Origin of the sequence: Crossiella sp. S99.2, from assembly GCF_023094165.1 — a bacterium.
Lineage (GTDB): Bacteria > Actinomycetota > Actinomycetes > Mycobacteriales > Pseudonocardiaceae > Crossiella.
This window is the reverse complement of record NZ_JALMDK010000010.1, coordinates 226,469-251,065: the sequence shown is the minus strand read 5'-3', so window position 1 is coordinate 251,065 and position 24,597 is coordinate 226,469. Positions and strand designations below refer to the sequence as shown.

Below are 24,597 nucleotides of genomic sequence, written 5' to 3'. Positions count from 1 at the left end.
CCGTAGCATATCGCGTCCGGTCACGATCACGACACGTCAGCACCCGCCGTCCCTCCATCGAGTCTGGGCAGCTCAGCCGCCAGGCCGCCCCACCTGACCTGGGTCCCGGCCCGGCAGCACCCGTTTCTCGTCGGCCAGGCGGTGTTCCCCGTCGCGGACGGTGTCGCTGTAGGCCAGATTTCCGGCCCGGTCGTGCACCACGATCGGCGCGGAGTGGGTGACACCGGCCGCGTCGGTGTAGGAACCGGTCCGCACGGCCTCCCGCACGTACCCGGCCAGCTGGTCGACCGGGGCGTCCGGATGCCGGAGCCCGATGGTCCGGCCGACATCGTTGTTGTGCAGGTCCATCGCCTCCCGGGTGGCCGGGGTGCCGGGTCCGCGCTCGTGCGCGATGCCGAGGTCCCTGGTCCACTCGTCGCCGATCTCCCTGGCCAGCCTGGCGTTGAGGTAGACGTGCCGGAACGCGTCCCGGTGCCCGTCGCCGAGCCCGGTCGGATCGGTGAACTCCGTCTCCGATCGCTTCTCCACCTCCAAGGTGATCGCGCCCGCGCGAATCTGGTCGGCGAGGGTGAGCCGTTCGAGTACCGCCACCTCGCTGGGCAGCAGGTCCCGCGGCTCGACGTGCAGGCTCAGCGGGAAGCCCGGCCACTTCACCTTGGGGTTCGGATCGTCGACCACCTGGTAGTCGCGGAGGACGTCGTCCAGTGGCCTGCGCTCATCCAGCGGCACGATGGGGACGAGTGCGCTCGCGGCGATACTGCTCGCCATCGCGTCCTGGTGGCTGTTGATCGTGCCGGCCAGGGCGCTGACGAAGAACTGTTGCAGCGGCACGCCGAGCCAGCCGGGCAACTGCGCGAGCTGGCCGTACAGCGGGATGTTGGTCTCGATCAGCGCGGCGATGTCGGTCTTGGTCTTGCCGACCGCCTCGGCGAAGTGCGCGGTCTTGGCGGAGAGGCCGCTCATCCCGGCGCTGACCTCTTCGAGTCGCTGGGTCTGACCCAGTTTGGTGCCGAACTGCTCGCCAGCCTGGTCCAGCCAGACCGAGTGCACGTCCTGTCCGGTGGTCTTGAACCCGGTGACGGTCTGGTCCATGCCGGTGCCCGCGCCCGCCCATTCCTCGGCGAGTCGGCCCATGGCCACCTCGTCGGTGTCCGGCCATCCGGTGTGCGCCTTGACCTTCGTCCACAGTCCGTGGGTGTCCGCCGGTTCAGCGATCGCCATCTCGGCCTCCCCCGGCCTGGCTGAATCGGCGCGCGGCGTCCTGGTCCTGCCCGGCGTAGTCCTGCGCTGAGCGCGTTCCGGTGCTCGCGCACGCGGCGCAGATCGCGGACATCACCGCCGCCGACTGCCGCAGTGGTTCGCCTGCTTCCCGGTAGTTCGGCAGGAACGCGGCCGCGAGCCGGTCGCCGCCGATCCCCGATTCGTGCGCGGCGATGTTCCCCTGCTGCCTGCCCCAGCTGTCGGCGAATTCCCGGCCCACCTCGGTGAGCCGGGTCATCACGTCGGTCAGCAGCATGTTCAGGTGCGCTTCGCTCATCCCGTCCTCCTGAGCATCTCGTCGAGTTTGACGGCGACTCTGGCGCGTGCCCGCCGGGCGGCTTCCCGCACCGTGCCGGTGATCTGGACGGCCAGCCGGGCGGAGTCGGACGTCCGGTAGATCCGCTGATCCAGCCACAGATCGAGGAGTTCGCCGCGAGCGCTGACGGTGGCGGTGATCAGGCCGTCGGCGGAGTCGGCCGCGCCGGTGACGGTGTCGGCCAGTTCGCGCAGGGCGAGCAGCACCCGCCGCCACTCCCGGAGGTCCGGGCCCGCGCCGATGACGGGTAAGTGGTGAGCCATGTCCTCACCCCGTGCCCAGGCGGCGGTCGAGTTCGCGCAGCAGCGGTCCGAACAGCGGGTCAGCCAGCGCCGGATCGGCGGCTGGGGGCACCGGCCCGGTGGCCTCCCGGCGGGCCGTGGCGGTGGCGGCGCGCACGGTGGCCAGGATGGTGGCGGCCAGCGCGGCGGCGTCCCTGGTGCGCTGGTGGCGTGGGTCCAGCCACAGCTCGTGCAGGTCGCCGCAGGGCCCGGCGGTGACTTCGACCAGGCCGTCCGGCGACTCGGCGGTCGCGGTCGGACCCGGCGAGTCGGTGCTGTGCATGGCTTCCAGCGTGGAAGCGCCTGCCCCGGTGTGGGGTGGGGTGACAGGAAGCGGTCAGCCGTTCAGCTCCGCCAGCAGCAATCCGCTGCGTGGTTTGGGGGTGAAGTAGGTGCTCTTGCGCGGCATCCGGCGGCCGTCCGCGTGCACGGCCAGGACATCGTCGAGGGGCACCGGCGCGATCAGCAACTCGATGTCCCCGGCCTCGCGCGGCGCGGGACGGCGTCCGCCGGGCACGGCCAGCACCCGCGGTCCTGCCGGGTCCAGGCCGAGCGCGGCGGCGATCAGCGTCTCCTCCACCGCGCTGTGGTCGATGCGCGGCAACGGTTCCCCGGCCGCGGGCGGCGGCAGCTCGACCCGCACGGCGCAGCCCTCGGCCCTGGCCAGCACACTGCCCTGGCACGGTTCCTCGTTCGGCTCGGCCTCGGTCACGGTGAGTCCGTGCGCCCGCCAGGCGTCGGCGACCTGGGTGAGGGTGAGCCCAGTACCCGCGAGCACCCGGTGGATCGGGCCGACCCGCAGCAGCGGCCCCGCGGTGATCAGGGCCAGCAGGCCGCCCAGTCCGGCGGTCTCGGCGGCGGCGACCCGGTGGTTGCCGTCGGCCACCAGCAGCGGATGCCGCCCGGCCAGGGCGAGCAGTTCGTCGCGTTGCGGGCCGGGACCCAGCAGCCACAGGCGATGCCGGTTGCCGAGTACGTCCACAATGGACACCTCCGGCGCGCCGAGCCCGGCGACCGTGGCGCGCAGCAGCGTGGTCAGTTCTTCGCCGCCGGAGACCGGGACGAGCAGCGCGGAGCTGGTGAGGCAGCCCAGTTCGGCCAGCACCGCGGCGCGTTCGGCCACGATGTCCGGGTAGACCTCCTCGGTGCGCCGCACCGAACGGCCGTGCGCCGGGTCCACCGCGGCCGGATCGGCCAGGCAGAGCAGGCCCAGGGTGCTGCCGTCGGGACCGTCCACCTGGTAGGGCGCGACCACATCGGCGACCCGGCGGTAGGACTCGCGTTGCAGCCGGCGCAGCCTGGCGCGGGCGTCCGGGAGCAGCTGGCTCAGGCCGCGGCGGTGCGCCAGCGAGTCGGGGGTGCGGTGCGGGTGCTGCACGGCGAGCAGGGTGACCCGGCCCGCGGACTGCGCCGACAGCGCGGCCCGGATCTGGCGCGGATCGGTGAACTCGTCCACATCGGGTCCTGGCACGGCCTCCCGCACCACCCACGCCGTTTCCAGTGCTCGCAGCATCCCGCCACCGTCCCACCCGGTGAAAAAATGGTCAATCAGACCCAGGTCGTGGTGTCGCGACTGTCACAGTCGTTAGCGGGGAAGGTAATCTAGCTGGGTATGGGGGTTGTTTTCGGACAGCACCGGCCAGGACGGGGAGCCAGCGCGGCGGAGAACCCGCAGCTCCCCGGACTCGGCATGGCCAGCGGTACCCTCGCCGAACTGCGCGCGGGCGCCGACGGCGAGGCTACGCTGCACGCCCCGCAGCGGATCGACTTCCACCTGATCGCCCTGGTCACCGCGGGTTCCGGCACGCACACGGTGGACTTCGTGCCGCACGAATGCCGTCCGGGCACGCTGCTGTGGGTGCGGCCGGGCCAGGTGCAGCAGTTCACCGCGGACACCGGGTTGCAGGCCGCGCTGGTGTTCTTCGCACCCGCCTTCCCGCCCCGGCTGCGCGCCGCGGACTACCTGCTGACCCGGCGCGGCGGTCCGGTGCGCTGGCAGCTGAGCGGGGCCGAGCTGGCCGCGATCACCGCGAACCTGGAGCTGCTGGCCGCGGACTACCAGCGCACCGACACCGGCGACTACACCGCGTGGACCGAACTGCTCCGGCATCTGCTGGCCACCCTGCTGCTGCGGATCGCCCAGTTGCCCCGGCCGAGTGAGACCGAGCGCAACGGGAACAATCCGACCTTCGCCCAGTTCCAGCGCGAACTCGAGCGCTTCTTCGCCCAGACCCGGCAGGTCGAGGACTACGCGGACCGGCTCGGCTGCTCCAGCAAGACCCTCACCAGGGCCTGCCGCTCGGCCACCGGCCAGGCCGCCAAACAGCTGATCGACGCCAGGGTGGCCCTGGAGGCCAAACGTCTGCTCGCCTACACCAACCTGCCGGTGGCCAACATCAGCCGCAGGCTCGGTTTCAGCGAGCCGACCAACTTCGGCAAGTTCTTCCAGCGCGAGACCGGCCAGTCCCCCTCGACCTTCCGGGCCGGGCTGCTGCGTTAGCGCCGCAGCCAGCGACGTTCGCCCGGTCCGGCTAGGGTCGGCCGATGCGCAGCCAGAAGTTCAGGGGGTGGTGTCATGGCGCTTGACGAGGTTGAGCTGGCCACACTGAACGTGCCCGATGATCCGCGGATGCGGGCCCGGCTTGCTGAACTCACCCACCCGGGTGGTGTGGAGCTGCAGCCCGCGGACACCTACGAGGCCCGCGACCCGAGCGGGTTCGTCATCGTCACGGTCACCAGGTCCGCGAAGGTCACGAAGGTCCGGATCCGGCCCAGGTGGACCGACCACATCAGCCCTGAGTCCTTCCCCACCACGCTCTACAACACCTATGTGACCGCGCTCCAGCGGGCGCTCGCGGTGGAGCTGGCCCACCGTCCGCGGACCCCGCCGCGCACCCCGGCCCCGGAGGCCGATCTCCTGGACCCGGCGGAGCTGTCCGTGGATGAGTTCCTGTCCAGGACCCGGGCCCGGCTCGACGCCGTCAATGCGCGGTATGACGAGATCCGCCGCGGGCAGCAGGCCCCGCCCGCGGACTTCCACGAGGTCCGCAGCCCGCTGGGCTACCTCACGCTGCGCATGCGCGGCGGCGGCCCGATAGCGCTCAACGGCGACCCACACGCCCTGGACAACCCGGCCGAGGAGGTGCTGGCCGAGGACGCGCTGCAACTGTTCGTGCGGGCAGGGCTCGGCGTGGCCGGCGAGGCCCGGCCGACCCCGGAGCGGGCGACGCGCGGCAGCTCCACCCAGGCCGATGACGAGTACTTCTCGGAGTTCAACGTGTTGAAGGACGAGGACTGACGATGACCGACAACTACAAGGTGGTCACCGAATCGCTGCGGAGCGAGGCCAAGCTCTGGCAGCAGAAGGCGGACCAGACCCAGCCGATCGTGCAAGCCGTCAAGGAGACCTACCTGGGCTGGACCTCGTTCTTCGTCGGCGACCTCGCCATCTTCCCCGGGATCGCCAACGCCCAGATCCAGGCCAAGCAGTACGCGGAGTTCCGCGACTTCATGGAGAAGGTGCTCCAGGGCGCGGTCACCGAGTTCAACCAGATCGATGTCGCGCTGCGGCGGATCGCCGACGAGTACGACCGCACCGAGAGCATCAACGAGATCGACATCGGCAAGTTCTACAAGGCCTAGGGTGTGGTGATCGACATGTCCGTTTCCGCCGACATGGTCAACGAGTTCAACAATCACTTCAACGGCCTTGAGACCAAGGTGAACGACTGCAGCAAGAAGTACAACGAGGCGGTCGACAACATCAACGACTGGCGGTTCCTGCTCGGTCCGGCGATGCTGCTCATCAAGCCCGCGATGGACGAGATCCGGGAACACCTGGCCAAGGTGCGCCAGCTGGTCCAGACCGCACTCGCGCACCACACGCCCGTGGTGTCGCTGATCGTCCAGTCCTTCAACTGGGTGGAGAAGGTCCAGGGCCCGGTGAACGGGCTCTCCCAGCGCAAGACCGACCTGACGATCCAGTGGAAGGGCGACGCGGCAGACAAGTACCAGATCAAGCGGGACGAGCAGAACGAGGCGATCAAGGCCTACTCGACCAAGTCCGACAGCGTCAGCAAGTGGCTGATGGACATCGCCATGTACAACATCCAGTACATGACCAAGCTCGCCGAGATCGCCACCAACTTCCTGGGTGAACTGGTCGCGGTCGCGATCGAGGCGGCCACGGTGGTCGAGATCCCGTTCGCCGTGGACAAGCTCGCGGGCGCGATCGGCCAGCTCGTCACCGGCGTGCTGAACAACATGGTGGGCATCGTCGAGCGGTTCGTCGCGGCGATGGCCAAGGTCAGGGACATCATGAGCTTGATGACCGACACCGCGCTGCCCGACAAGGCATGGCCGCAGGCCATCGAGGGCTGACCCGCACCGACGGAGAAGGAGCCATGGGCCACAACTCCCACCGCGACTGGTCCCGGCCGGTCCTCGGCCTGGTGGCCGCGGCGACGGCGTTCGTCAGCGGCTGCGTCGGCCCCAGCGGTTCGCCGACGCCGACGCCCACGGCCGGCCCGGCTACCACGTCGGCCACACCGGTCCCGGCGGCGCTGAAGTACACCTTCGCGCGGCTGCCTGGCTGCGTGGCGCTCCAGGAGGCGGTGCGCGGGCTGCCGCGCGGTGAGCGCAAGGAGGACTCGACCGGGGGCAACTCACCCGATCGCAGTTGCACCTTCCGGGGCGCGAACGGCGATCAGTCCTGGGTGGACCTCAACATCCGGGTCTGGGAGTCCTCGGAGAACGCCACCGGGCCCCAGCCTGGGAGCAAGCGCGCCAAGGACGACTTCGTCCGGAACGCCACGCCGCGTGATGAGCAGGCGAGCGGACCCGGGGCGGAGGCCCGCTGGCTGGATCCCGACAGCAGCAAGATCGGCTGCCGGCTGGAGGTCCTGGACGAGAACGCGGTGCTCACCGTGTTCTACGTCTCCGGCCGGAACGATCCGCCGCGTGGCGAGCAGTGCCGGGGGCGGGCGACTGAGCTGGCCGGGCAGCTTTACGCCGCCGTGCAGCCGCGGTGATCCGCTGAGGTGTGTTTCAGCCGGGCCGGGCTACTTCGTTAGGTCGCCCTAATTCGATGTCACCAATGCGACACCGGCAGATACATGACGAAGAATCCGAGGAACAGCCCCAGGATCGCCCAGCGGCGCGGCGCGTTGCTGCGATTGAGAAACGAGACCGCGGCGGTCACGAATAGCGCGGCGCCGACCGACAACCCCAGCAGGGCCACGGTGAAGTAGGGCGCGGGCCACGGGTCGGCCAGGTGGTTGGCGGCCAGCGCGAACCGGGCCGTCTTGTACAGCGGGAAGGCCAGGCTGCCGCCGGCCGCGGCCCAGGCCAGCAGCAACATCAGCCCGTCCGGCACGGTGAAACGCCAGGACCGCATGGTGGCCAGGATCAGGATGCCGGAGACCGCGCGTAGCACCGAGTCGGCCAGCACCGCGGCCAGCATGGACTCGACCATGTAGTCGCCGCTGAGCACGTGGCCGGCGATGTCCAGGAACACCCACACCACGTAGGTGACCACCCAGATCGCGGCCGCGTACGCCGGCCAGACGGGAATCCAGCGTGCCTCCGCCGGCCGCGGCGGCCGGACGAGGGTGCTGACCCCAGAGTTACCTCCCCGCATATGACAACGGTGGAGCCAAACTCGCCGGAACGGAAGCACCCCGGGGCGGAGAAAATTGAAATCACGGAAAGTAGGTGCGCACTCTACCAACGTGGCGTTGGCTTTCGCGGTTCACATGTCAAGTCGAACTGAAATCTCGAACAAGAACCGCCTTCGGTCGGGTCAACTCCAGCAAATCGGCCCCTACCAGGGAGTTTGCCCGTTTCGTACGGTCCGTGAGATCCCGGCTCCCCTGAGCCACCGGATAAGCGTTCCAGTACCGGCGGGAGACCTCTTTTGCCCAGAAGAACTCGAACCACCTGGTTCACCCGGGTGGCGGTGTTGGCGGCTTTCGCCGCCTCGATTGTGACGGTGACCACGTTGTACGCACAGTCACCGTCCGCGGATGAGACCGGGGCGGCCCAGCCCGTCCCGCACGCGCCCGTCGCACCGGGCGCCGGAGCAGGCGACCCGCTGCCGCCCGCTCCGGAAGCCCCGGTCGCGGCCTCGGTGCAGACCGCGCCGGCCGGCAAGGTGCTCGCCCACGGCAAGGGCCTCCTCATCGACGAGGTCGCGGTCGCCGAGCGGGCCAAGCCGGTGCGCAGGCTGACCGTGTCCGGTTCCTTCCAGGTCGGCGCGCTGGACTACGTGGTGCTGCTGGACGGCAAACCGCTCGGCCGCGGTCTGCTGGCCGAGCACCTGGACGCGGCCAAGGTCGCGCTGCCCGCCGAGGTCGAGTTGAAGCAGGGCGCCACCGTGTCCTACCAGTACGGCCACGAAGCGCCGGTCACCGTCGGCACGCTGACCCTGGGAGGCCCGCGATGAGGCGTCTGCTCGCCGCGGCCCTGCTCGCCCCGCTGGCCGCCACCCTGCTCGTCACCGGCACCGCCCAGGCCGCGCCGGCCGACGTGCCGGATCCACTGGTGAACGGCACGCACGAGGTCAGCGAGGCGCCCTACAACCTGGGCGACACCGCCTACACCCCGCCCGGGTTCGCCAAGCCGGTGGAACTGGCCGGACAGGTCTACTACCCGAAGGACGCGGCCAAGGGCCCGTATCCGCTGGTGGTGTTCCTGCACGGGCGGCATTCCACCTGCATGTCCGCGCCTGCCGGCGGCAATCCCTCGCTGGCCTGGCCGTGCACGGACGGCAGGCTGCCGATCCCCAGCCACCTCGGCTACGCCTACGCCGCCCGCTCGCTGGCCAGCCACGGCTACGCGGTGATCTCCATCAGCGCCAACGGGATCAACGCGGCGGACAACTCCGACGCGCAGTACGGCATGGTCGCCCGGGGGCACCTGACCCTCAAGCACCTGGACCTGTGGCGGGACTGGCGGGACCAGGCCGGCGCCCCGATCCCCCAGGAATCGGTGCGCTCCTTCGACTTCGGCAAGGTGGGGTTGATGGGGCACTCGCGCGGCGGTGAGGGCATCGTGCGCGCGGTGGAACTGAACTCGCAGCGGCCCGCGCCGTACGCGATCAAGGCGATCCTGCCGCTGGCCCCGACCGACTTCCACCGGCGGATCCCGCTGAACCTGCCGGTGGGCACGCTGATCCCGACCTGTGACGGCGACCTGTCCGACCTGCAGGGCGTGCACTACTACGACGACGCCCGCTACACCGACGCCAACGACATCGGCGTGCACTCGATCTTCACCGTGATCGGCGCCAACCACAACTACTTCAACACCAACTGGACGCCCAGCAGCGGGCTGGCCGGGGCCTGGGACGATTGGCGTTCCTCCAACACTTCCTCGCAGTGCCACCCCTCGCAGTCCACCCGGCTCTCCGAGGAGAAGCAGCGCGACGCGGGCAACGGCTACCTGGGCAGCTTCTTCCGGCACTACCTCGGTGGCGAGGCGGCGTTCGCACCGCTGTGGCGCGGCGAGGTCACCACCCCGGCCTCGATCGGTGCGACCGTGCTGGTCAGCTACCACTCGCCGAGTGTGAACAACCGGCGGTTGGACGTGAACCGGTTCGCCGCCGCGGATTCGCACCAGGTGAACCAGCTGGGCGGCCAGGTGACGCTGGGCGGCACGCTGACCACAAAGCTGTGCGGCGGCACACCGTCCACAACGGACGCTTCCTGCCTGAACACCAAGCAGGCCAACCGGCAACGCGAACCACACCGCGGATACGGCACCCTGGGCGTGTCCGCGCAACGGCTCGCGTGGGGCCACATCTCGGACACGTTGAGCAACACGATTCCGGTGGCGCACCAGGACATCCGCAAGTTCGCCGCGGTGCGGTTCCGGGCCGCGGTGGACTTCACCGACCCGGCCAACCCGGCGGGGGTGGCGCAGGACCTCCAGGTCGTGGTCACCGACCGGGCGGGCGGCAAGATGTCGGTGCCGGTGGCGCAGTTCGGCAAGCAGCTGGACTACCCGCACGTGCCGCCGGGCACCGCGGATGTCATCCCGCACTTCCTGTTCCACCAGGTGCGGGTGCCGCTGAGCGCGTTCACCGGCGTTGATCTGTCCCGTGTGGACAGTGTGTACCTGGCGTTCAACAAGACGCCCAAGGGCGCGATCGCGGTGGCGGACCTGACCTTCTCCGACTGAGTCGCGGTTTCCTTCTCGCTGACGGCCCCCGGTTCCTGTGCCGGGGGCCGTCAGTCTGTCGCCGCCCGGCCGAGCCTGCGGGCGGCTTCGGTGAGTTCGGCGAGGTCGGCCGCTGCCGCGAAACTCAGCCGCAGATGCGGGGCCGGCGGCTCGGCGGCGAAGTGACCGCGGCCGGAGACCACGGTGACGCCCTGGGCTCGGGCGGTGTTGACGATGCCGGCCTCTTCGGTGTCCAGCCGCAGCCACAGGTGCAGACCGCCGACCGGGGCCCGGACTGTCCACTGTGGAGCTTCGTGGGCCAGTGCGGCGGCCAGGGTGGCACAGCGTTCCTTGAGCGCGGCGGCCAGTGCGCGGCGGTGCCGGTCCCAGGCCGGGTTGCTGAGCAGGTCCAGGGCGGCTTCCTGGAGTGGGCGGGCCAGGAAGAAGTCGTCCACCAAGCGGGTGGCGCGCAGCCGGGCCAGGGCCGGACCGCGGGCGATCAGCGCGCCCACCCGCAGGCTGGGCGCGGCGGGTTTGGTCAGCGAGGTCAGGTGGACCACGGTGCCGTCCGGGTCCTCGGCGACCAGCGGCGGCGGGGGTGGCGTGCCGTGGCCGAGGTGGCGGGCGAAATCATCCTCGATGACGAAGGCCCTGGCCGCGCGGGCCAGTTCCAGGACCTGGCGGCGGCGCTCGGCGGACAGCACCGCGCCGGTGGGGTTGTGGCAGCCGGGCTGGAGGTAGATCAGCCGGGCGCCGGTGCCGCGCAGGGCCTCGGCGAGCAGGTCGGGGCGGATGCCGTCGGCGTCCAGGGGAACCGGGACCGGGGTGAGTCCGGCGGCGCGGGCCGCGGCGAGCGCGCCCTGGTAGGTCGGGGATTCCACCAGCACCGGACTGCCCGGGGTGGCGAGCGCCCGGCAGGCCATGGCCAGGGCGCCCTGACCGCCGCCGGTGATCAGCACGTCGTCCGGGCCAAGATCGCCGCCGGCCATCCGGGCGAACAGGGTGCGCAGCGGAGCGAGGCCGTTGGAGGGCGCGCGGTCCCAGGCGTCGGGGCGGCGGGCGGCGCGGGTCAGCGCGGCGGCGAGCGCGCGGGTGGGTTGCAGGGACTGGTGCAGGTAGCCGCCCGCCATGGTGATCGTGCCATCCGGAGGTGCGCTGAGCAGGTCGGTGGCGGTGAGCGGGTCGGCCGGGCGGCTGGGCAGCACCACGGTCTGCCAGGAGGTGTCACCCCGAACCGGCGCGGCGCGGCGGGGTGCGACAAAGGTGCCAGTGCCGGGCCGGGTGACCACCGCGCCCTCGGCCGCCAGTAGCGCTACCGCCCTGCTCACGCTCACCGGGCTGACCCCGAGCCGCTGCACCAGGTCACGGCTGCTGGGCAGGCGATCCCCTGGCGCGAGCCCGGCGATCTCGGTACGCAACCGGGCGGCCAACCGGTCGACAGTGCTACTCTCGGACATGAGAGACCACGATAGCGCTATCGCCCTGGATCTGGCAGCGCTACGCGCGGACACCCCGGGCTGCGAGTCTGTCGTCCACTTCAACAACGCGGGCTGCGGACTGCTGGCCCGGCCGGTCCTGGCCGCCATGCAGGAACACCTGGACCTGGAAGCGCGGATCGGCGGCTACGAGGCGTCGGCGGCCCAGGCCGGGCAGGTGCGGGACTTCTACGCCGCGCTCGCCGAGCTGATCAACTGCAAACCGGAGAACATCGCGTTCGCCGGTAGCGCTACGCACGCCTACACCAAGGCACTGTCCGCGATCCCGTTCGAGCGCGGCGACGTCATCCTGACCACCCGCAACGACTTCATCTCCAACCAGATCGCGTTCCTGGCCCTGCGCAAGCGATTCGGCGTCGAGGTGGTGCACGCCCCGGATCACGCTGACGGCACCGGCGTGGACGTCGAGGCGATGGCGGCGCTGATGCGCACCCGGCGGCCGCGCCTGGTCGCGGTGACGCACGTGCCGACCAACTCCGGCCTGGTGCAGCCGATCGCCGAGATCGGGCGGCACTGCCGGGAGCTGGGGTTGCTGTACCTGGTGGACGCCTGTCAGACGGTCGGCCAGTTCGAGATCGACGTCGAGGAGATCGGCTGCGATCTGCTGTCCTCGACCTGCCGCAAATACCTGCGCGGGCCGCGTGGCTCCGGGTTCCTCTACGTCTCCGACCGGGTCCTGCGCGAGGGCTACGAGCCGCTGTTCATCGACATGTACGGCGCCCGCTGGGTGGAGCCGGGCCGGTATCAGCCGGTGGCTTCGGCGGCGCGGTTCGAGGAGTGGGAGTTCCCGTACTCGACGCTGCTGGGCTGCGCTGCGGCGGCCCGGTACGCGCTGAAGGTCGGCATGGCTGAAGTGGAGCGCTACTCCCCCGCGCTCGGCGCGGACCTGCGGGCGCGACTGGCCGAGGTGCCCGGGGTGCGGGTGCTGGATCGCGGGCCGCGGTTGTCCGCGATGGTGACCTTCGCGATCGCCGGCTGGGATTCGGCCGCGTTCAAGACAGCCCTGGACCAGCGCGGGATCAACTCGGCGCTGAGCTTCCGCGAGCTGGCCCAGTTCGACTTCGCCGACAAGCAGGTCGACTGGGCACTGCGGTTGTCGCCGCACTACTACAACACCCAGGACGAGGTGGCCCAGGTGGCCGCCGCCGTGGCCGAACTGGCCGCGTGAGCCGGTGGTGACCCGGGCGCGTACTTGGGGGTCGCGCCCGGGTCACCCCGTGCTCAGGGCAGCAGCAGGCCGTTGCGGCCCGCGCGGGCGTCCTCGAAGCGCTTGCCGACCTCGGCCCAGTCCACGATGTTCCACAGGGCGTTGATGTAGTCGGCCTTCACGTTGCGGTACTGCAGGTAGTACGCGTGCTCCCACACATCGAAGACCACCAGGGGGGTGGTGGCGATCGAGAGGTTGGAGTGGTGGTCCTTGAGCTGCTGGGTGATCAGCCGCTGACCGATCGGGTCCCAGGCCAGCACGCCCCAGCCGGAGCCCTGGATGGTGGTGGAGACGGCGTTGAGCTGGGCGCGCAGCTTGTCGAAGGAGCCGAACTCCTCATCGATCGCGGCGGCGAGTTCGCCGGTGGGCTTGTCCCCACCGTTGGGCGAGAGGATCTTCCACCACACCACGTGCATGGCGTGTCCGGCCAGGTTGAAGGCCAGGGTGTGCTCCAGGCCGACGATCGAGCCGAAGTCGCCCTTGTCCCGGGCTTCGGCGATCTTGTCCAGGGTGTCGTTGGTGCCCTTGACGTAGGCCGCGTGGTGCTTGCTGTGGTGCAGCTCGTTGATCTCGCCGCTGATCGCCGGCGCGAGCGCGGAGTAGTCGTAGTCCAGCTCCGGCAGCACGTACTGAGCCATGGGTGCGTCTCTTCCCTTGAAGCCGTCAGGTTGTGATCACCACAGAACTACCTCCAGATAGCTGGAGGTCAACCCGATGTGACGGCGGTCATGCGCGGTTTCAAGAGATCGATATGCTGGCCTGGTGGGCACCGATGAGCGGGGACGTTTCGCGGGCAAGGTCGCGCTGATCACCGGCGGCACCAGTGGAATCGGGCTGGCCACGGCCGAGTTGCTGGTGCGCGAGGGGGCCAGGGTGGTGGTCACCGGCCGCAGCGAGGAGCGGCTGGCCGCGGCCCGGCGGCACCTGGGCAGTGTGGACCGGGTGCTGGCGATCCGCGCCGATTCGGCGGTGCTGCCGGATCTGGACGCGTTGATGGCGCAGGTCCGCACCCAGTTCCGCGGGGTGGATGTGCTCTTCGCCAACGCGGGCACCGGGGTGTTCAAGCGGACCGAGGAGTTCACCGAGGAGGACTTCGACTGCGTGGTCGACGTCAACTTCAAGGGCGTGTTCTTCACCATCCAGAAGGCGTTGCCGCTGTTCCGCAACGGCGGCTCGATCGTGATCAACTGCGCGGCTTCCGTGCACCGGGGCAAGCCGGAGACCAGCCTGTACAGCGCCACCAAGGCCGCGGTGCACAACCTGGCCCGCACCCTGGCCGCGGACTTGGCCGAGCGGCAGATCCGGGTCAACTCGGTCAGCCCCGGCTACATCAACACCGACATGCTCAACGAGGCCAGCCTCGGCCCGGCGATCTCCGCGGTGCTGCGCAGCGAGACAGTGGCCCGCCGCTTCGGCCGCGCCGAGGAGGTCGCCGAGGCGGTGGCCTTCCTGGCCTCACCGGCCGCGAGCTACGTCAACGGCCAGGACCTCCTCGTCGACGGCGGCCTGGTCCGCTCGATCAGCAACTGACCACCCAGCTCCACCCACTTGGCCCAACTGGTACGCCAACTTGGGCCAACTTGGCGTACCAGTTGGGCCAACTCGCCGGGGTGGGGTCAGGTTCGGGGGCGGCGGGTTGCCTTCTCGGGGGTGTCGAGCGGGAACGGGGTGGCACCGGCGGTGAAGCGCCTGCGGGTGTTGTGGATGGTGTGGTCCGGGGCGATGAAGGCCAGTGGTGCCAGGTGGTGTTCCGGGCCGTGCGGGCGCTGGGCCACCGGCTGGCGGCCTTCCTCCGGCCATTCGACGTCGCCGGTGATGGCCCGCGCCGGGATCAGCCAGTAGTCCCCGGTTTCGTACCGGCCGTCCTCGGTGAACTCGATCTCGACGCCGTCCTCCAGTGCGATCCAGGTCTTCTCCACCAGGGTGATCGCGTTGTCGGTGGCGCGGTGCGGTTTGGGCGTGGCCGGGGTGAGGGGGTCGGTGGCCGGGGGTTCGGCGGGGCGCTGGTCCCAGCGGCGCAGGTAGGGGTGCCGGGCCTGGTTGAGGCCGGTGGTGGTGAGCTGCCCAGAGAGGGTGAGGCCCTGGCGGTCCGGATCGACCGCGGTGACCTGGAGCAGCGGGGCCGGGGTGTTGCGGGCGGCGTAGGCGTCGTCGACGACCTCCACCCAGTCGCCGATGTCCAGGGCCAGCTTGTGGTCGCGGCCCGGACGGGTGAGCTGGACCCGGTTGCCGGCGGCGCGGGCGATCGGGAAGGTGACCGAGCCGTTTTCCCTGGACCACTTGAAGGTGGCGGGCAAGTCGGGTCCGGCGACGCCAGTGCGGTGGATCTCGACCCGGTAGAGCTGGTTCTCCAGGCCCCGGTAGCGCGATTCCGGGTCGGCGGTGCACGGGTTCTCGTGCGCGTCGGCAGGCCGCTGGGCCCTGGCGCGTAAACCGACCGGGCGGTTGGCGCGGGCGCTCTGCCAGGCCGTCCACTTGTCCTCGAGCTTGTCGGCGATCTCCTGCGGGGTGCCGGTGACGTCGGTGAGCGGGATGAGGGTGCTGCCCGCCCGGAGTTCGCGGACGGCGTGCACCTGCCAGCTCAGCCTGCTGCGCACGCTGGTGTCCGGCGCGAGATCACCGAGGGCCACCTCCCGCAGGGCCGGGTCCTGGATCGCGGTGACCAGGAGTTCCTGTGCGTCCAGGTAGACCAGGTAGGGCGGGTCCGGGAGTTTGGTGCGGTCGGCGACCTGGTCCAGGTAGGCGTCCGGCTGGGTCCAGAAGGTGCTGCCGGGGCTGGTGGCGGGCAGGCCGTTGACGTAGTAGCGGCCGGGGCCGATGGTCAGGTCGTCGTGCCGGGGCTGCCCGGTGGGATCCAGCGGGAAGCTGATGGCGAAGCCGCAGTTGTCCACCGGGCCGCCGTGCGGGCCCAGCAGGTCAGCCAGGAGTTCGCGTAGCTGTTGCTGGACGATGGTGGTCTGTTCGTTGAGGTCGGCGTCCAGGGTGACTCGGCCCTGCTGGGCGAGAACGGCCGTGTAGTGCTTGGCCCCGTGGAAGGTGACCCGTGAGAAGTCGCCGTGCATGGTCAGTCCCCTTAGCTCACAAGGATGATTCCGGCCTCGCAGCCGGCCGGGAGGTGTTCGTTGATCCGGGTGCGCAGGTTGTCCTGGCGCTGCGGTTGGAACAGGTCGTGGAAGACGCCGGGTTCGCCGGCGTCGTCGGCGCAGCGGCGGGTGGCCTCGGCACAGTCCAGGGCGAGCTGGGCGTAGCCGGGTTCGCCGTAGCGCAGGCTGGTGAAGCGCGGGCGGATCCGGGCGGTCACCAGGTCCGCCTCCGGTGGGTTGTCGGCCAGGGCCACGTCGGGCTGGCATTGGTGGCGGCGCGGGGTGCGTGCGCCGGGCTCGATCCAGCTGAACCGCAGGCAGCCTTCGGCCAGGCGGTCCACGCAGGTCTCGCCGAGCAGGATCGAGTTCTCCACCAGGCCCAGCTGGTGCACCCGGGTGCGGCCGATGACGGTGCTGCGCACGGCGGAGAACACGGCGTGCGCGGGCCGGCAGTCCGGCCCGGTGACCGCGTCCACTGTGGACGATGTGGCGTCGATGACGCTGTCGGTGCTGTGGATGCGCAGTGGTTCGGTGCGGGTTTCGCTTTGGCTGACCCGGATGGTGCCGACGATGCAGTGGTCCAGGTGCAGTTCGGCGGTGGTGTCGATGAGTTCGAGGCTGGGTTCCTCCTCGAAGGCCGGGCGGCAGTGCTCGTCCAGGGACCAGCCGGGCACCAGGGTGCAGTGCCGGAACCGCACCGGGCCCATCGGGCCGGAGATGCGCACACTGCGGCCGGTGATCAGCAGACCGTCCACGGTGAACTCGGGTGGCGGCGGGCAGCAGCCGTCGGCGTCGGCCATGGGCGCGGTGCCGACGATGCGCAACGCGTCCGGGCGGTTACTGTACCAGTCCAGCAGCCGGACCACCGGGCGGCGGCCCTCGGCGGCGCGGATGGTGAGCCTCTCCCCCGGCAGCAACGGAATGTCGATTTGTTCCTGGTACGCGCCGTTGTCGGTGATCTCGATGATCGCCCGCGGGTGTGTGGCGCGTTCCTGTTGCCACTGGCCGACCGCGTCCATGATCCGTTCGGCGCCGCCGGGGCCGACCGGGTAGCGCTTGATCTCCTTGGGTGGCTTGGTGATGCCGCGGTGGTACTCGCCGCCGCCCAGGTCCGCGGAGAAGCCGTGGTGGTAGGTGACCCAGACTCCGGATTCGGGGGCGCCGCGGCTGGCGAAGGCGATCCGGCCCAGTACCGGGTCGATGGCCACCTGGCCGCGTTGCGGACGGTACTTCCACCCGGACAGGTCCGCGGCCACCACATCGGCCAGGGGGACCGGGTTGTCCGGGGAATCCCGGTACACGCACAGGCTTTTGCCGGGTCCGTAGTAGTCGGCCAGGCGTTCGGCGAAGGCGCGGCGGCGGATGAACGCGGGCACGTTCTCCTCCTCGGCGATGTGCGTGCCGCTGGGTTCCGGGACCGGTTTGGCGATCAGTGGCAGGTCGTTGCCCAGGATGGAGAAGGTGTAGTGGTGGTAGGCACGTTCGATGCAGTACGCGGGGGCCTTGGTCACCGGGTACGGGCGCAGCCGCCAGACGAACAGGCCGACGTCGGGGATGTTGGGGCCACCACGGCGATAACGCGAGTCGGGGCGGGAGACGCGCACGGTGTGACTGAGGGTGTCGAAGGGGCCGGGCAGTCCGGCCGCCCGCACGGCGGGGTCGTTGCCGTGCCGGTCCAGGGCATCGCCGTGCCGGAGATCGGCCAGGCGGCCGCGGCGACGTCGACCGCGATTGGCACGTTCGTCCACTGTGTACAGTCGAACCGGGGTGGATCCGTGCAGCAGGGCGGAGAACTGGACCGCGCGGGCCGGCCAATCGGCGACGTCGGCGGCGAGTTGTTCCAGCAGGGCGAGGTTGCCCTTGCGGCGGCGGTTGCGGATGGTGTCGGCCACGTCGCGGCGTGGGGCCAGGGCGGCCAGCAGCGCGGCGGCGCGCTCTGGCGGGAGTTCCTCGCCGGGGCTGCGCAACGGCTGGTAGCCGACCAGGTCGCCGAGGTAGGGCACCGCCCATTCCTGGCTGGTTTCGATGAACCAGTTGCGGTAGAGCAGGTCCAGGTCGGCGTCGAGCAGGTCGGCCTGTTCGGTGATCACGTCCAGCAGCGCGCGCAGCTGGCCGCCGCGTTCGGCGTCCCGGCGCCGGTAGACGCCGGGCAGGAGCTGGAACAACCGGTCGTTGCTCGTCATCGAATCCTCCGCAGGATCAGCGTGTCCGGCACGCCGGGGGTGAACACGGCGAGCTGGGCGGGCCGGATTTCCTGGCGCACCAGCACCTTCGAGCCGGTGACCAGGTCGATGCCGGTCAGCTCGGGGTTGAGCGCGGCCAGGGCGTCCAGGGACAGCGACCAGAACTCGGCGATGGAGGTGAGCGATTCGCCGTAGCGGACCTCGTGCTCGTAGTGCTCCAGCTTGGCCGGGTCGGCGGGCACGGTGTCCTGGACCTGGTTGAGGTACCGGGCGATCTGGCCGATCTGGCGCGGCCCGATCTGGTGCGGCACTCCGCTGAAGGCGTCCACGTCGACGTGGTCGACGCCGGCCACCGCCTGCATGGTCGCCACCACCTCGCTCAGGTGCGCGGGCTGACCCAGTTCCCTTGCCGCGAAACCGAATCGGTCGAGCAGCCGGGTCCGCAGCCTGCCTTCCACCTCGGGCCACTCGTACTCCGGCCGGACCTTGACCCCGGCGGAGAGCACCAGCACGGTGAGTTCCCGGACCGCGAGGACCACCGGCAGGTTCAGTTCGCCGAAGCGGGTGAGCGAGGCGGCCAGGGTGCGGAACAGGCCGCTGTGCGGGGCGATCGGCGCGTCCCGGACTCCGGCGATGGTCACGTGCGCGACTTCGCGGCGGCCGTCGGAGAGCGCGGTGGCGCTGGCCTTGCCGATCCCGGCGCGGGCCTGGGTGAAGTCTCGGTAGTCCGCGACCGAGACCAGGCGGTCCAACGCCTTGGTGCGCAACGGGGTCACCCGGCGGGTGTCCTCCGGTCCGTCCGCGGCCGCGCCGCCGGTGGCCTGGATCGGGTTGACCACCTGATCGACACCGGCCGGTCGGGTGGCGGGCTGGTCGATCTTCCCGGCCGGCACGTTGCCGGCCTCGCCGGCGCCGATCCGGTAGCCCGCGGTGACGTTCTCCGCGCCGGTGGGCAGCCTGGCGCCGTGGTGGCCGTCGCCGAAGAGCACCGCGGTGGCTCCGTCGGCGGCGGGTTTGGTGACGTAACCCAGGTCGGTGGGGCCGAGGTCACCGAGCAGAACCCTTTCCTGCCACCGGACTCCGCCCACCCGCACGGCGAGGGTGTTGCTCGCGCCGAGCGGGGTTTCGCTGGGCAGCCAGGTGATCGGCTTGCCGCGCACGGTGAATCGCTGGTTGGGCACGGTCGCGTCGCCGCTGCCGAGCACCTCGGATCTGGTCTCGCCCTGGGTGGCCTCGACCACATTGCCATGCACCCGCACGGTCGAGCGGTGGTACTTGTAGGCCAGTGGTACCGCGAGGATGACTGTCGTGTGTGGACGTTCGCCGGGGATGTCCACGTCGGCGCCCTGTTGCACGCCGCCGATCATGACTAGTTCGGCGGCGGTGACCCCGCGCATCCCGTTGGGCAGGTCGGCGCGTTCGCCGGCGACGATCAGCCAGCGGCCGGTGGTCAGATCCCGGTGCAGCCGGTCGAGTTCGAGCTTCTCGCCACCCACCGCGCCGAGGATCGGATTGCCGATCACGGTCAGCGGTTCGGCCTGGAAACGCACGGCGGTGAGCCGGACCTGGGCCACGGTGCTGTCGTCGGTGCGCCACGCCCGGTCCAGGGTGAGCACGGTGACGGTGGCCGAGTAGTCCTGGAGGCTGACCACCCGCTTCTCCACCTTGCGCACCTTGACCACCAGTTCGGCCGGTCCCACCGGTGGGCGTTCCAGTACCAGCCAGCTGTCCGGGGCGATGGTGTCGTACTGGGCATCGAGGGCGAGTTCGGTGGGTTCCCCTGCCCCGACCGGGTCGTACTTGGGTTCGGCGGCCAGGTGGACATCGCCGCCGCTCGGCGGGGTGGGCAGGGTGAGGCCGAACGGGGAGCAGCTGGACCGGAACACCCAGAGTCGTTCCACTGTGGACGGTGGGGTGAGGTCGAGTTCGGACCAGGCCTGGTACAGCACGGCGGTCAGGCTCGGGTCGGCGGCGGTGAGCACCCGGACCCCGGTGTCCGAGGCGGGTTTGAACGCGGCGGTGACGGCGCGGTCGAGTTCCGCGGAACCGGGTGGCGGCTGGGACGGCGGGGTGCGCAGCGCGGGCAGCAGTTTCACCAGGCCCTCCACCGTTTCCGGGCGGTCCTCCGGCGGGATCGGGGGTGGGCATTCGTCCGTGGGGCACTCGTCCGCGGATTGGGTCGCCGCGCGCAGCGCGAATTCGGCGGGCGGGTAGCGGTCGCCGAGCACGATCGCGGCCAGCCGGAGTGCGTTGTGCCCGGCCAGCAGCACCGCTTCCAGCCGGTCCAGCCAGTAGCGCGGGGCGAGCACGTTGGCCCGGCCGACCGCCAGGATCTCCGGGATCCGGTACATCGCGCTGCGCAGCACGGTGCGCAGGGCCTGCTCGGCGGTGCCGGGGAGCGCGGTGCCCAAGGGCTCCAGGAGGTCCTTGGTGACGGCGGTGGTGAACTTGTTGCGCGGGTCCTTTGCGGTGCTGACCGCGTTGATCAGTGCGGTCAGCCCGTTCTGGTAGTCGCGGCGCGGATCCGGTGGCTGGAAGTCGACGATGGTGTAGCCGAGTTCGGGCTGCGGGCGGGCGCCGATGGCGGTGCGCAGGATCGGCGGGTTCTTGGCGCCGAAGTCGAACAGCAGCCGGTTGCCGCCGCTGATGCCGGCATCGACGCCGTCGATCTCGATCAGCGGCAGGGCCGGGATTTCCTGGACTGTCAGGTCCCTCGGCTGGAATCGGCGGATGCCCAGGTCGTTCCAGTCGGCCTTGGCGCGCAGGTCCACGCTGGTCTCGAAGCTCTGCGGCGGGGTGCCGGCGGCGCTGCTGGTGGCCCGGTTCCCGGCGTCCAGGACGGTGTCCGCGCCGTCGGCCAGGGTGTAGGACAGGTAGGCGCTGGCGCCCACCGAGGGCCGCGGCTGGTGGCCGACCAGGCGGCCGAGCAACCGGATCGACTCGGGGTCGGTGGCGGTGCGCAGGTAGCCCTCGTTGGCCAGGCGTTCGGTGTAGAAGCTGAGCACCTCGCCGAGGCAGGCCCAGCCGTCGAGCAGCGCGATGCTGACATCGTCGGTGTCCCTGGCGGTCAACGGATCCAGCGCCGGGTGTGCGGACAGCTTCTTCTTTGCCGCGTCGAGAAGGCTGCGGTGGGTGCCGATCCGGTGGGCGATGGCGGCCAGGCCGGTCCGGTTGTGGATGGGGTTGCCGGTCATCGTCCACCTCGGACAGTCACGGTCAGGCGGCCGTGCTCCGGCCGGGCGGGGTCGTTGTCGAGCTGGGCCACCTCCAGTGCGGCCAGCGGCAGCAGCCCGCGGTCCAGTTCTCCCGCGGGTGGCGCGAACAGGCGTTGCAGCTTGGTGAGGCGGACGCTGCGCACTCCGGGCACGGCCGCGGCGGTGGCGATGATCACGCTGGCCCGCACGGGTTCGCCGAAGGTCTGGTTATCCGGATGGAATAATCCGTTGCCGCCCAATGCTTTCCGCAGGGCCGCCCGGACGTGCGCGTTGACTTGGCCGGCTTCCGCGCACACCTCCAGTCCGACGTCCAGGGGCACCAGCTGGGCGGCGCACACCTGGAGGTCGTGGCCGATCTTGCGGTAGTGCCGGAGCGTGTCCCGCACGGTGTCCAGCAGCGCGGGCGGCGGTTCGCTCAGACCGAGTGGGTCCACCGCCACCTGGGCCTCGTACCAGCTGCCGTTCCAGCGCAACGCGGCCGCGGCCCGCTGCACGCCGCGGACCTGTCCGGCCAGGGTGGCGTAGTCCTCGGCGGTGACCGCGCGCAGCAGCCGGGTGGTCGGTTCGATCGGGGCCCGGTCGCGGACCTGGCTGACCGGTTCGGGGTCGGTGCCGCCCTTGCCGGGCAAGGGGTTGCGGACCTGGCTGATGCCGGCGATGGTGCGCTGGCGGGTGAGCAGGCGGGTGATGGTGTCGCGGCCGACGTTTCCGGCAGCAGGCCGGCTGATCCGGTACTCGGCGGTGAGGTTGTCCTCGGCGCGGGGTGTGCGGCCATGCCGGTTGTCGCCGAAGCGCAGGTGCAGGCGGCCTTCGTCGTCGAGTTCGCCGACGAAGTGCCGGTCGGTCGGCCCGCTGTCCAGGAGATCCCGTTGCGGCGTCCAGGTGTTGCCGTCCTCATCGCGCAGGAGGACGGCGGGCAGGGCGGTGCGCGGGTCGGTGGGCAGGTTGCGGGCGACCGGGCCGAGGAACTCGGGGCGGCGCGGATCGAGTTCGCAGCCCTCGCCCCAGCTCTGTTCCAGTTCCCAGGCAATGCCCTGGTCCAGCACCATGCCGCGGCGGGCCCGGCGGGTGAGCACGCTGATCCGGCGGAGTTTGGCGGCGAGGAACTCGTCGAAGTCGGACAGCAGCCGCACCAGCGTGCCCAGTGGGTCGCGGGCGAGCCTGGCCAGGGGTTTCCGTCCGAAAAGGACGGTGATTCGGGTGGTCTCCGGTTCGGTGAGGGTGCCGCCGTCGCGGACCTTGGCCCACAGTTCACGGACGAATGCCCTGGCCCAGGAAGGAATGCGGGCGACCAGCGTGGCTTGCTGCTCAGCCACGATTTCGGGTGCGCCGAAGGCGGCGTGCTGGGTGACCGGGCCGCGGCTGAGCACCGGTGCGGGCAGGGTGATCGGTTCGCGGGGCAGCAACCGGCCGTGTTCGACCAGGACCAGGTTGCCGCGAGCCACACTGATCTCCAGGGGCGGGCAGCCGGGTTCCCGGTCGGTGGTGATCAGCAGTGGGAAGGTCAGCGCGTCGGCGCGGTCCCAGCTGACTTCCAGGAGCGGTTCGTTGTCGTAGAGCGGATCGACGGCCGGAGTGACACCGGTGAGCCGGACCACCTGGCGGTGTGCCGGGTCGGCGTCGGCGGGACGACCGGTGGCCGGGCCCACGATCTCCTCGAACAGCAGGAGATCACCGGGTTTGAGCTGGAGATCGCAGTCGCGCAGGGTCGCCGAGGTGGTGCCGGTGGGCAGCAGGGTTTCCTCGCCGCCCCAGGTCCACAGCGAGATCCGGTTGTGCGGCTCGCGCAGGCGCAGGCCGTCCGGGGTGAGCGGCTCGAAGATCTCGTAGCTGCCGTCGGGCACGTGCGCGGCCCGCAGCTGGGCCTCGGTGAGTGCGGCCTGGCCGGGCAGGATCCCGGGTTTCAGGGTGATGAACCGGAATTCGCCGGGGTTGAGCTGGACCGGGCGGTCGACGGTGAGCTGCACGGCGGTGCGGGCGGCGCAGCCGTCGTGCATCGGGTAGTCGACCAGCCGGACGTGCCTGCGGACTGAGATGCGTTCGCGGGCGGTGTCCAGGTATGCCTCGCCCGCGACCGCGTCCTGCTTGTAGCTGAGCCGGTCGCCGGTGTAGGCGAGCAGTTCGGCCAGTGCGATGCCGAGGTCGGGGACGCGGCGTTCCTGCCAGTCCGGCACGGTCAGGCTGAGCCGGTCCAGGAGTAGTTGCCGGAAGCTGGAATAATCCTTGGCCAGGTAGTCGATCGCGGGCGGCAGGTCCGTCCCTTGTGGACTTTCCCCCGGCTTGCAGTCCGCGTCGGTCGGGCAGTGCTGTTTGAACGAGAAGTCCAGGCTGGCGTAGCGCGGGTCGAAGCCGGGGTGCGGTTGTTCGGTGGGCACGCCGTCGGGTCCGGCGGTGACCGCGTGCAGGGTGTAGGTGGAAAAGTCCCCGGCCCGGTCCACGCCGAGCCGCACTCGATCTTCCAGGTCGGGGTCCTCGGGTGAGAGCAGTTCGGCGGTGCGGACCCGGATGCCGGTGATCCGCCTGCCGCCGGTGATCCGGAAGTGCTCCGGGCCGAGATCCTCGGGGGCCTTGCCGTAGAGCAGCACGGTGAGCACCAGACCGGACTCGTCGACCTCGATCGCGTCCAGGCCGCAACGACCGGAGGCGCGCAGCCTGGCTCGCCATGTCTGTCCATAGTGGAGTGTCTCGGTCATGGGGTCACGCTCCCCTCGATGGTCTCGGTGTGGATCTCGCCGGTGCTGAGCAGCCGGTACCGCAGGGTGACGCTGAGCGTGGACTCCTCGGCGAGCACGGTCAGCTCGATCACGGTGAGCACGTCGCCGAGGTAACGCTGCAACGCGGCCTGGGTACTGGCTTGCAAGGTGGCGGCCAGTTCGGGGCTGTTGGGCGCGAACACCAATTCGAGGAGGCCGCAACCGAAGTCCGGCCGGTTGACCCGCTCCCCCGGCGTGGTGAACAGCAACTGCTCGACGAGGTCCCGCACGTGGTCGGGATGCGTGGTCTCGGCGGTGCGGCCGCGGTGGTCGATCTGGTACGGGAAGTCGATGTGCATCACAGCCCCCGGACCCGCGGTTGCACGGACACCACGATCGGCACCGGCGGCGGTGGCCCGGCGCAGATCCCGTTGCCCGGCCCGGACACGGTGGCCTGCACCAGCACCGGTGAGCCCGTCGCGCGCACCCGGCTCGCCAGTCCGGTCCACTGGACCTTGGTGCAGGGCGGGGCGGGCGGCACACCGGGGCAGCCGGTGACGAGGATCTGCGCGGTCGCGGTGGCCACCGGCTGACCGCCGACCAGCACCCGGCTCTGGCCCGGTGTGACCACCTTGGCCTGACCGGCATGCCCGCAGGTCATCACCGCGCCGACGTGGAACAGGAATCCTGGCATGGTTTTCTCCCC

At 70.7% G+C, this 24,597-nt stretch carries 23 protein-coding genes; 9 read left to right on the top strand and 14 right to left on the bottom strand.

Annotation, left to right across the window (positions count from 1 at the left end; all coding sequences use genetic code 11):
* Positions 1–72 precede the first annotated feature (72 nt).
* From MZC64_RS33770 to MZC64_RS33750, 5 genes are read right to left on the bottom strand one after another with little or no spacing between them, the layout of a single operon-like run.
* On the bottom strand, positions 73–1,221 hold the full coding sequence (locus MZC64_RS33770) for a WXG100 family type VII secretion target (protein WP_247763613.1): 1,149 nt from the start codon (positions 1,219–1,221) through the stop codon (positions 73–75).
* Positions 1,208–1,537, bottom strand: coding sequence for a hypothetical protein (locus MZC64_RS33765; protein ID WP_247763612.1), 330 nt, complete (start codon positions 1,535–1,537; stop codon positions 1,208–1,210). The genes MZC64_RS33770 and MZC64_RS33765 overlap by 14 nt, the downstream gene beginning before the upstream one ends.
* A complete protein-coding gene (locus MZC64_RS33760; RefSeq protein ID WP_247763611.1) occupies positions 1,534–1,839 on the bottom strand; it encodes a YbaB/EbfC family nucleoid-associated protein in 306 nt (101 codons plus the stop codon). Before MZC64_RS33760 ends, MZC64_RS33765 begins: the two co-directional genes overlap by 4 nt.
* A gap of 4 nt (positions 1,840–1,843) precedes the next feature.
* Positions 1,844–2,140: a YbaB/EbfC family nucleoid-associated protein gene (locus tag MZC64_RS33755; RefSeq protein ID WP_247763610.1), complete on the bottom strand. Its 297-nt coding sequence runs from the start codon at positions 2,138–2,140 to the stop codon at positions 1,844–1,846.
* 54 nt (positions 2,141–2,194) lie between these two features.
* A complete protein-coding gene (locus MZC64_RS33750; RefSeq protein WP_247763609.1) occupies positions 2,195–3,370 on the bottom strand; it encodes a DUF1015 family protein in 1,176 nt (391 codons plus the stop codon).
* 99 nt (positions 3,371–3,469) lie between these two features.
* Here MZC64_RS33750 and MZC64_RS33745 point away from each other — a divergent pair, with 99 nt between their 5' ends.
* From MZC64_RS33745 to MZC64_RS33725, 5 genes are all read left to right on the top strand, one after another.
* Positions 3,470–4,357, top strand: a complete 888-nt coding sequence (locus tag MZC64_RS33745; protein WP_247763608.1) for an AraC family transcriptional regulator — start codon at positions 3,470–3,472, stop codon at positions 4,355–4,357.
* Between the two features lie 75 nt (positions 4,358–4,432).
* Positions 4,433–5,155 carry a hypothetical protein gene (locus MZC64_RS33740; RefSeq protein ID WP_247763607.1) on the top strand — a complete coding sequence of 241 codons (723 nt, stop codon included), beginning with the start codon at positions 4,433–4,435 and terminating at the stop codon, positions 5,153–5,155.
* Positions 5,156–5,157: 2 nt separating this feature from the next.
* Positions 5,158–5,499 (top strand): hypothetical protein, encoded by a 342-nt coding sequence (locus MZC64_RS33735; RefSeq protein ID WP_247763606.1) that lies wholly within the window; start codon positions 5,158–5,160, stop codon positions 5,497–5,499.
* Positions 5,500–5,514: 15 nt separating this feature from the next.
* On the top strand, positions 5,515–6,237 hold the full coding sequence (locus MZC64_RS33730) for a hypothetical protein (protein ID WP_247763605.1): 723 nt from the start codon (positions 5,515–5,517) through the stop codon (positions 6,235–6,237).
* A gap of 23 nt (positions 6,238–6,260) precedes the next feature.
* A complete protein-coding gene (locus MZC64_RS33725) occupies positions 6,261–6,887 on the top strand; it encodes a hypothetical protein (RefSeq protein WP_247763604.1) in 627 nt (208 codons plus the stop codon).
* Between the two features lie 59 nt (positions 6,888–6,946).
* On the opposite strand, the gene MZC64_RS33720 is transcribed toward MZC64_RS33725, so the two are convergent.
* A complete protein-coding gene (locus MZC64_RS33720) occupies positions 6,947–7,495 on the bottom strand; it encodes a hypothetical protein (protein ID WP_247763603.1) in 549 nt (182 codons plus the stop codon).
* A gap of 351 nt (positions 7,496–7,846) precedes the next feature.
* On the opposite strand from MZC64_RS33720, the gene MZC64_RS33715 reads away from it, so the two are divergent.
* The gene (locus tag MZC64_RS33715) at positions 7,847–8,299 is read left to right on the top strand and encodes a hypothetical protein (protein ID WP_247763602.1); all 453 of its coding nucleotides are present in this window, start codon (positions 7,847–7,849) and stop codon (positions 8,297–8,299) included.
* Positions 8,296–10,035, top strand: a complete 1,740-nt coding sequence (locus MZC64_RS33710; RefSeq protein ID WP_247763601.1) for a hypothetical protein — start codon at positions 8,296–8,298, stop codon at positions 10,033–10,035. The genes MZC64_RS33715 and MZC64_RS33710 overlap by 4 nt, the downstream gene beginning before the upstream one ends.
* A gap of 50 nt (positions 10,036–10,085) precedes the next feature.
* Here the strand turns inward: MZC64_RS33710 and MZC64_RS33705 are convergent, their stop codons facing one another.
* Positions 10,086–11,471: a PLP-dependent aminotransferase family protein gene (locus MZC64_RS33705; RefSeq protein WP_247763600.1), complete on the bottom strand. Its 1,386-nt coding sequence runs from the start codon at positions 11,469–11,471 to the stop codon at positions 10,086–10,088.
* On the opposite strand from MZC64_RS33705, the gene MZC64_RS33700 reads away from it, so the two are divergent.
* The gene (locus MZC64_RS33700) at positions 11,470–12,678 is read left to right on the top strand and encodes an aminotransferase class V-fold PLP-dependent enzyme (RefSeq protein ID WP_247763599.1); all 1,209 of its coding nucleotides are present in this window, start codon (positions 11,470–11,472) and stop codon (positions 12,676–12,678) included. The genes MZC64_RS33705 and MZC64_RS33700 overlap by 2 nt on opposite strands.
* Before the next feature lie 53 nt (positions 12,679–12,731).
* Here the strand turns inward: MZC64_RS33700 and MZC64_RS33695 are convergent, their stop codons facing one another.
* Complete coding sequence (locus MZC64_RS33695; protein ID WP_185003805.1) at positions 12,732–13,355, bottom strand: superoxide dismutase; 624 nt, start codon at positions 13,353–13,355, stop codon at positions 12,732–12,734.
* Between the two features lie 124 nt (positions 13,356–13,479).
* Between MZC64_RS33695 and MZC64_RS33690 the strand changes: the two genes are divergently transcribed.
* Positions 13,480–14,247, top strand: coding sequence for an SDR family oxidoreductase (locus MZC64_RS33690; protein ID WP_247763598.1), 768 nt, complete (start codon positions 13,480–13,482; stop codon positions 14,245–14,247).
* Between the two features lie 86 nt (positions 14,248–14,333).
* On the opposite strand, the gene MZC64_RS33685 is transcribed toward MZC64_RS33690, so the two are convergent.
* From MZC64_RS33685 to MZC64_RS33660, 6 genes are read right to left on the bottom strand one after another with little or no spacing between them, the layout of a single operon-like run.
* Positions 14,334–15,779 (bottom strand): DUF6519 domain-containing protein, encoded by a 1,446-nt coding sequence (locus MZC64_RS33685; protein ID WP_247763597.1) that lies wholly within the window; start codon positions 15,777–15,779, stop codon positions 14,334–14,336.
* A gap of 11 nt (positions 15,780–15,790) precedes the next feature.
* Entirely contained in the window at positions 15,791–17,983 is a 2,193-nt protein-coding gene (locus MZC64_RS33680; protein WP_247763596.1) for a hypothetical protein, read from the bottom strand.
* A complete protein-coding gene (locus tag MZC64_RS33675; protein ID WP_247763595.1) occupies positions 17,980–21,177 on the bottom strand; it encodes a putative baseplate assembly protein in 3,198 nt (1,065 codons plus the stop codon). The genes MZC64_RS33680 and MZC64_RS33675 overlap by 4 nt, the downstream gene beginning before the upstream one ends.
* Positions 21,174–23,891, bottom strand: coding sequence for a putative baseplate assembly protein (locus MZC64_RS33670; protein WP_247763594.1), 2,718 nt, complete (start codon positions 23,889–23,891; stop codon positions 21,174–21,176). The genes MZC64_RS33675 and MZC64_RS33670 overlap by 4 nt, the downstream gene beginning before the upstream one ends.
* Positions 23,888–24,250: a GPW/gp25 family protein gene (locus MZC64_RS33665; RefSeq protein ID WP_247763593.1), complete on the bottom strand. Its 363-nt coding sequence runs from the start codon at positions 24,248–24,250 to the stop codon at positions 23,888–23,890. The genes MZC64_RS33670 and MZC64_RS33665 overlap by 4 nt, the downstream gene beginning before the upstream one ends.
* Positions 24,250–24,585, bottom strand: coding sequence for a hypothetical protein (locus MZC64_RS33660; RefSeq protein WP_247763592.1), 336 nt, complete (start codon positions 24,583–24,585; stop codon positions 24,250–24,252). Before MZC64_RS33660 ends, MZC64_RS33665 begins: the two co-directional genes overlap by 1 nt.
* Between the last annotated feature and the right edge of the window lie 12 nt (positions 24,586–24,597).

Bases quoted from the DNA above. Each gene is read 5' to 3' on its own strand.
- MZC64_RS33770 (WP_247763613.1), bottom strand. From the start codon at position 1,221: ATGGCGATCGCTGAACCGGCGGACACCCACGGACTGTGGACGAAGGTC.
- MZC64_RS33765 (WP_247763612.1), bottom strand. From the start codon at position 1,537: ATGAGCGAAGCGCACCTGAACATGCTGCTGACCGACGTGATGACCCGG.
- MZC64_RS33760 (WP_247763611.1), bottom strand. From the start codon at position 1,839: ATGGCTCACCACTTACCCGTCATCGGCGCGGGCCCGGACCTCCGGGAG.
- MZC64_RS33755 (WP_247763610.1), bottom strand. From the start codon at position 2,140: ATGCACAGCACCGACTCGCCGGGTCCGACCGCGACCGCCGAGTCGCCG.
- MZC64_RS33750 (WP_247763609.1), bottom strand. From the start codon at position 3,370: ATGCTGCGAGCACTGGAAACGGCGTGGGTGGTGCGGGAGGCCGTGCCA.
- MZC64_RS33745 (WP_247763608.1), top strand. From the start codon at position 3,470: ATGGGGGTTGTTTTCGGACAGCACCGGCCAGGACGGGGAGCCAGCGCG.
- MZC64_RS33740 (WP_247763607.1), top strand. From the start codon at position 4,433: ATGGCGCTTGACGAGGTTGAGCTGGCCACACTGAACGTGCCCGATGAT.
- MZC64_RS33735 (WP_247763606.1), top strand. From the start codon at position 5,158: ATGACCGACAACTACAAGGTGGTCACCGAATCGCTGCGGAGCGAGGCC.
- MZC64_RS33730 (WP_247763605.1), top strand. From the start codon at position 5,515: ATGTCCGTTTCCGCCGACATGGTCAACGAGTTCAACAATCACTTCAAC.
- MZC64_RS33725 (WP_247763604.1), top strand. From the start codon at position 6,261: ATGGGCCACAACTCCCACCGCGACTGGTCCCGGCCGGTCCTCGGCCTG.
- MZC64_RS33720 (WP_247763603.1), bottom strand. From the start codon at position 7,495: ATGCGGGGAGGTAACTCTGGGGTCAGCACCCTCGTCCGGCCGCCGCGG.
- MZC64_RS33710 (WP_247763601.1), top strand. From the start codon at position 8,296: ATGAGGCGTCTGCTCGCCGCGGCCCTGCTCGCCCCGCTGGCCGCCACC.
- MZC64_RS33700 (WP_247763599.1), top strand. From the start codon at position 11,470: ATGAGAGACCACGATAGCGCTATCGCCCTGGATCTGGCAGCGCTACGC.
- MZC64_RS33705 (WP_247763600.1), bottom strand. From the start codon at position 11,471: ATGTCCGAGAGTAGCACTGTCGACCGGTTGGCCGCCCGGTTGCGTACC.
- MZC64_RS33695 (WP_185003805.1), bottom strand. From the start codon at position 13,355: ATGGCTCAGTACGTGCTGCCGGAGCTGGACTACGACTACTCCGCGCTC.
- MZC64_RS33685 (WP_247763597.1), bottom strand. From the start codon at position 15,779: ATGCACGGCGACTTCTCACGGGTCACCTTCCACGGGGCCAAGCACTAC.
- MZC64_RS33680 (WP_247763596.1), bottom strand. From the start codon at position 17,983: ATGACGAGCAACGACCGGTTGTTCCAGCTCCTGCCCGGCGTCTACCGG.
- MZC64_RS33675 (WP_247763595.1), bottom strand. From the start codon at position 21,177: ATGACCGGCAACCCCATCCACAACCGGACCGGCCTGGCCGCCATCGCC.
- MZC64_RS33670 (WP_247763594.1), bottom strand. From the start codon at position 23,891: ATGACCGAGACACTCCACTATGGACAGACATGGCGAGCCAGGCTGCGC.
- MZC64_RS33665 (WP_247763593.1), bottom strand. From the start codon at position 24,250: ATGCACATCGACTTCCCGTACCAGATCGACCACCGCGGCCGCACCGCC.
- MZC64_RS33660 (WP_247763592.1), bottom strand. From the start codon at position 24,585: ATGCCAGGATTCCTGTTCCACGTCGGCGCGGTGATGACCTGCGGGCAT.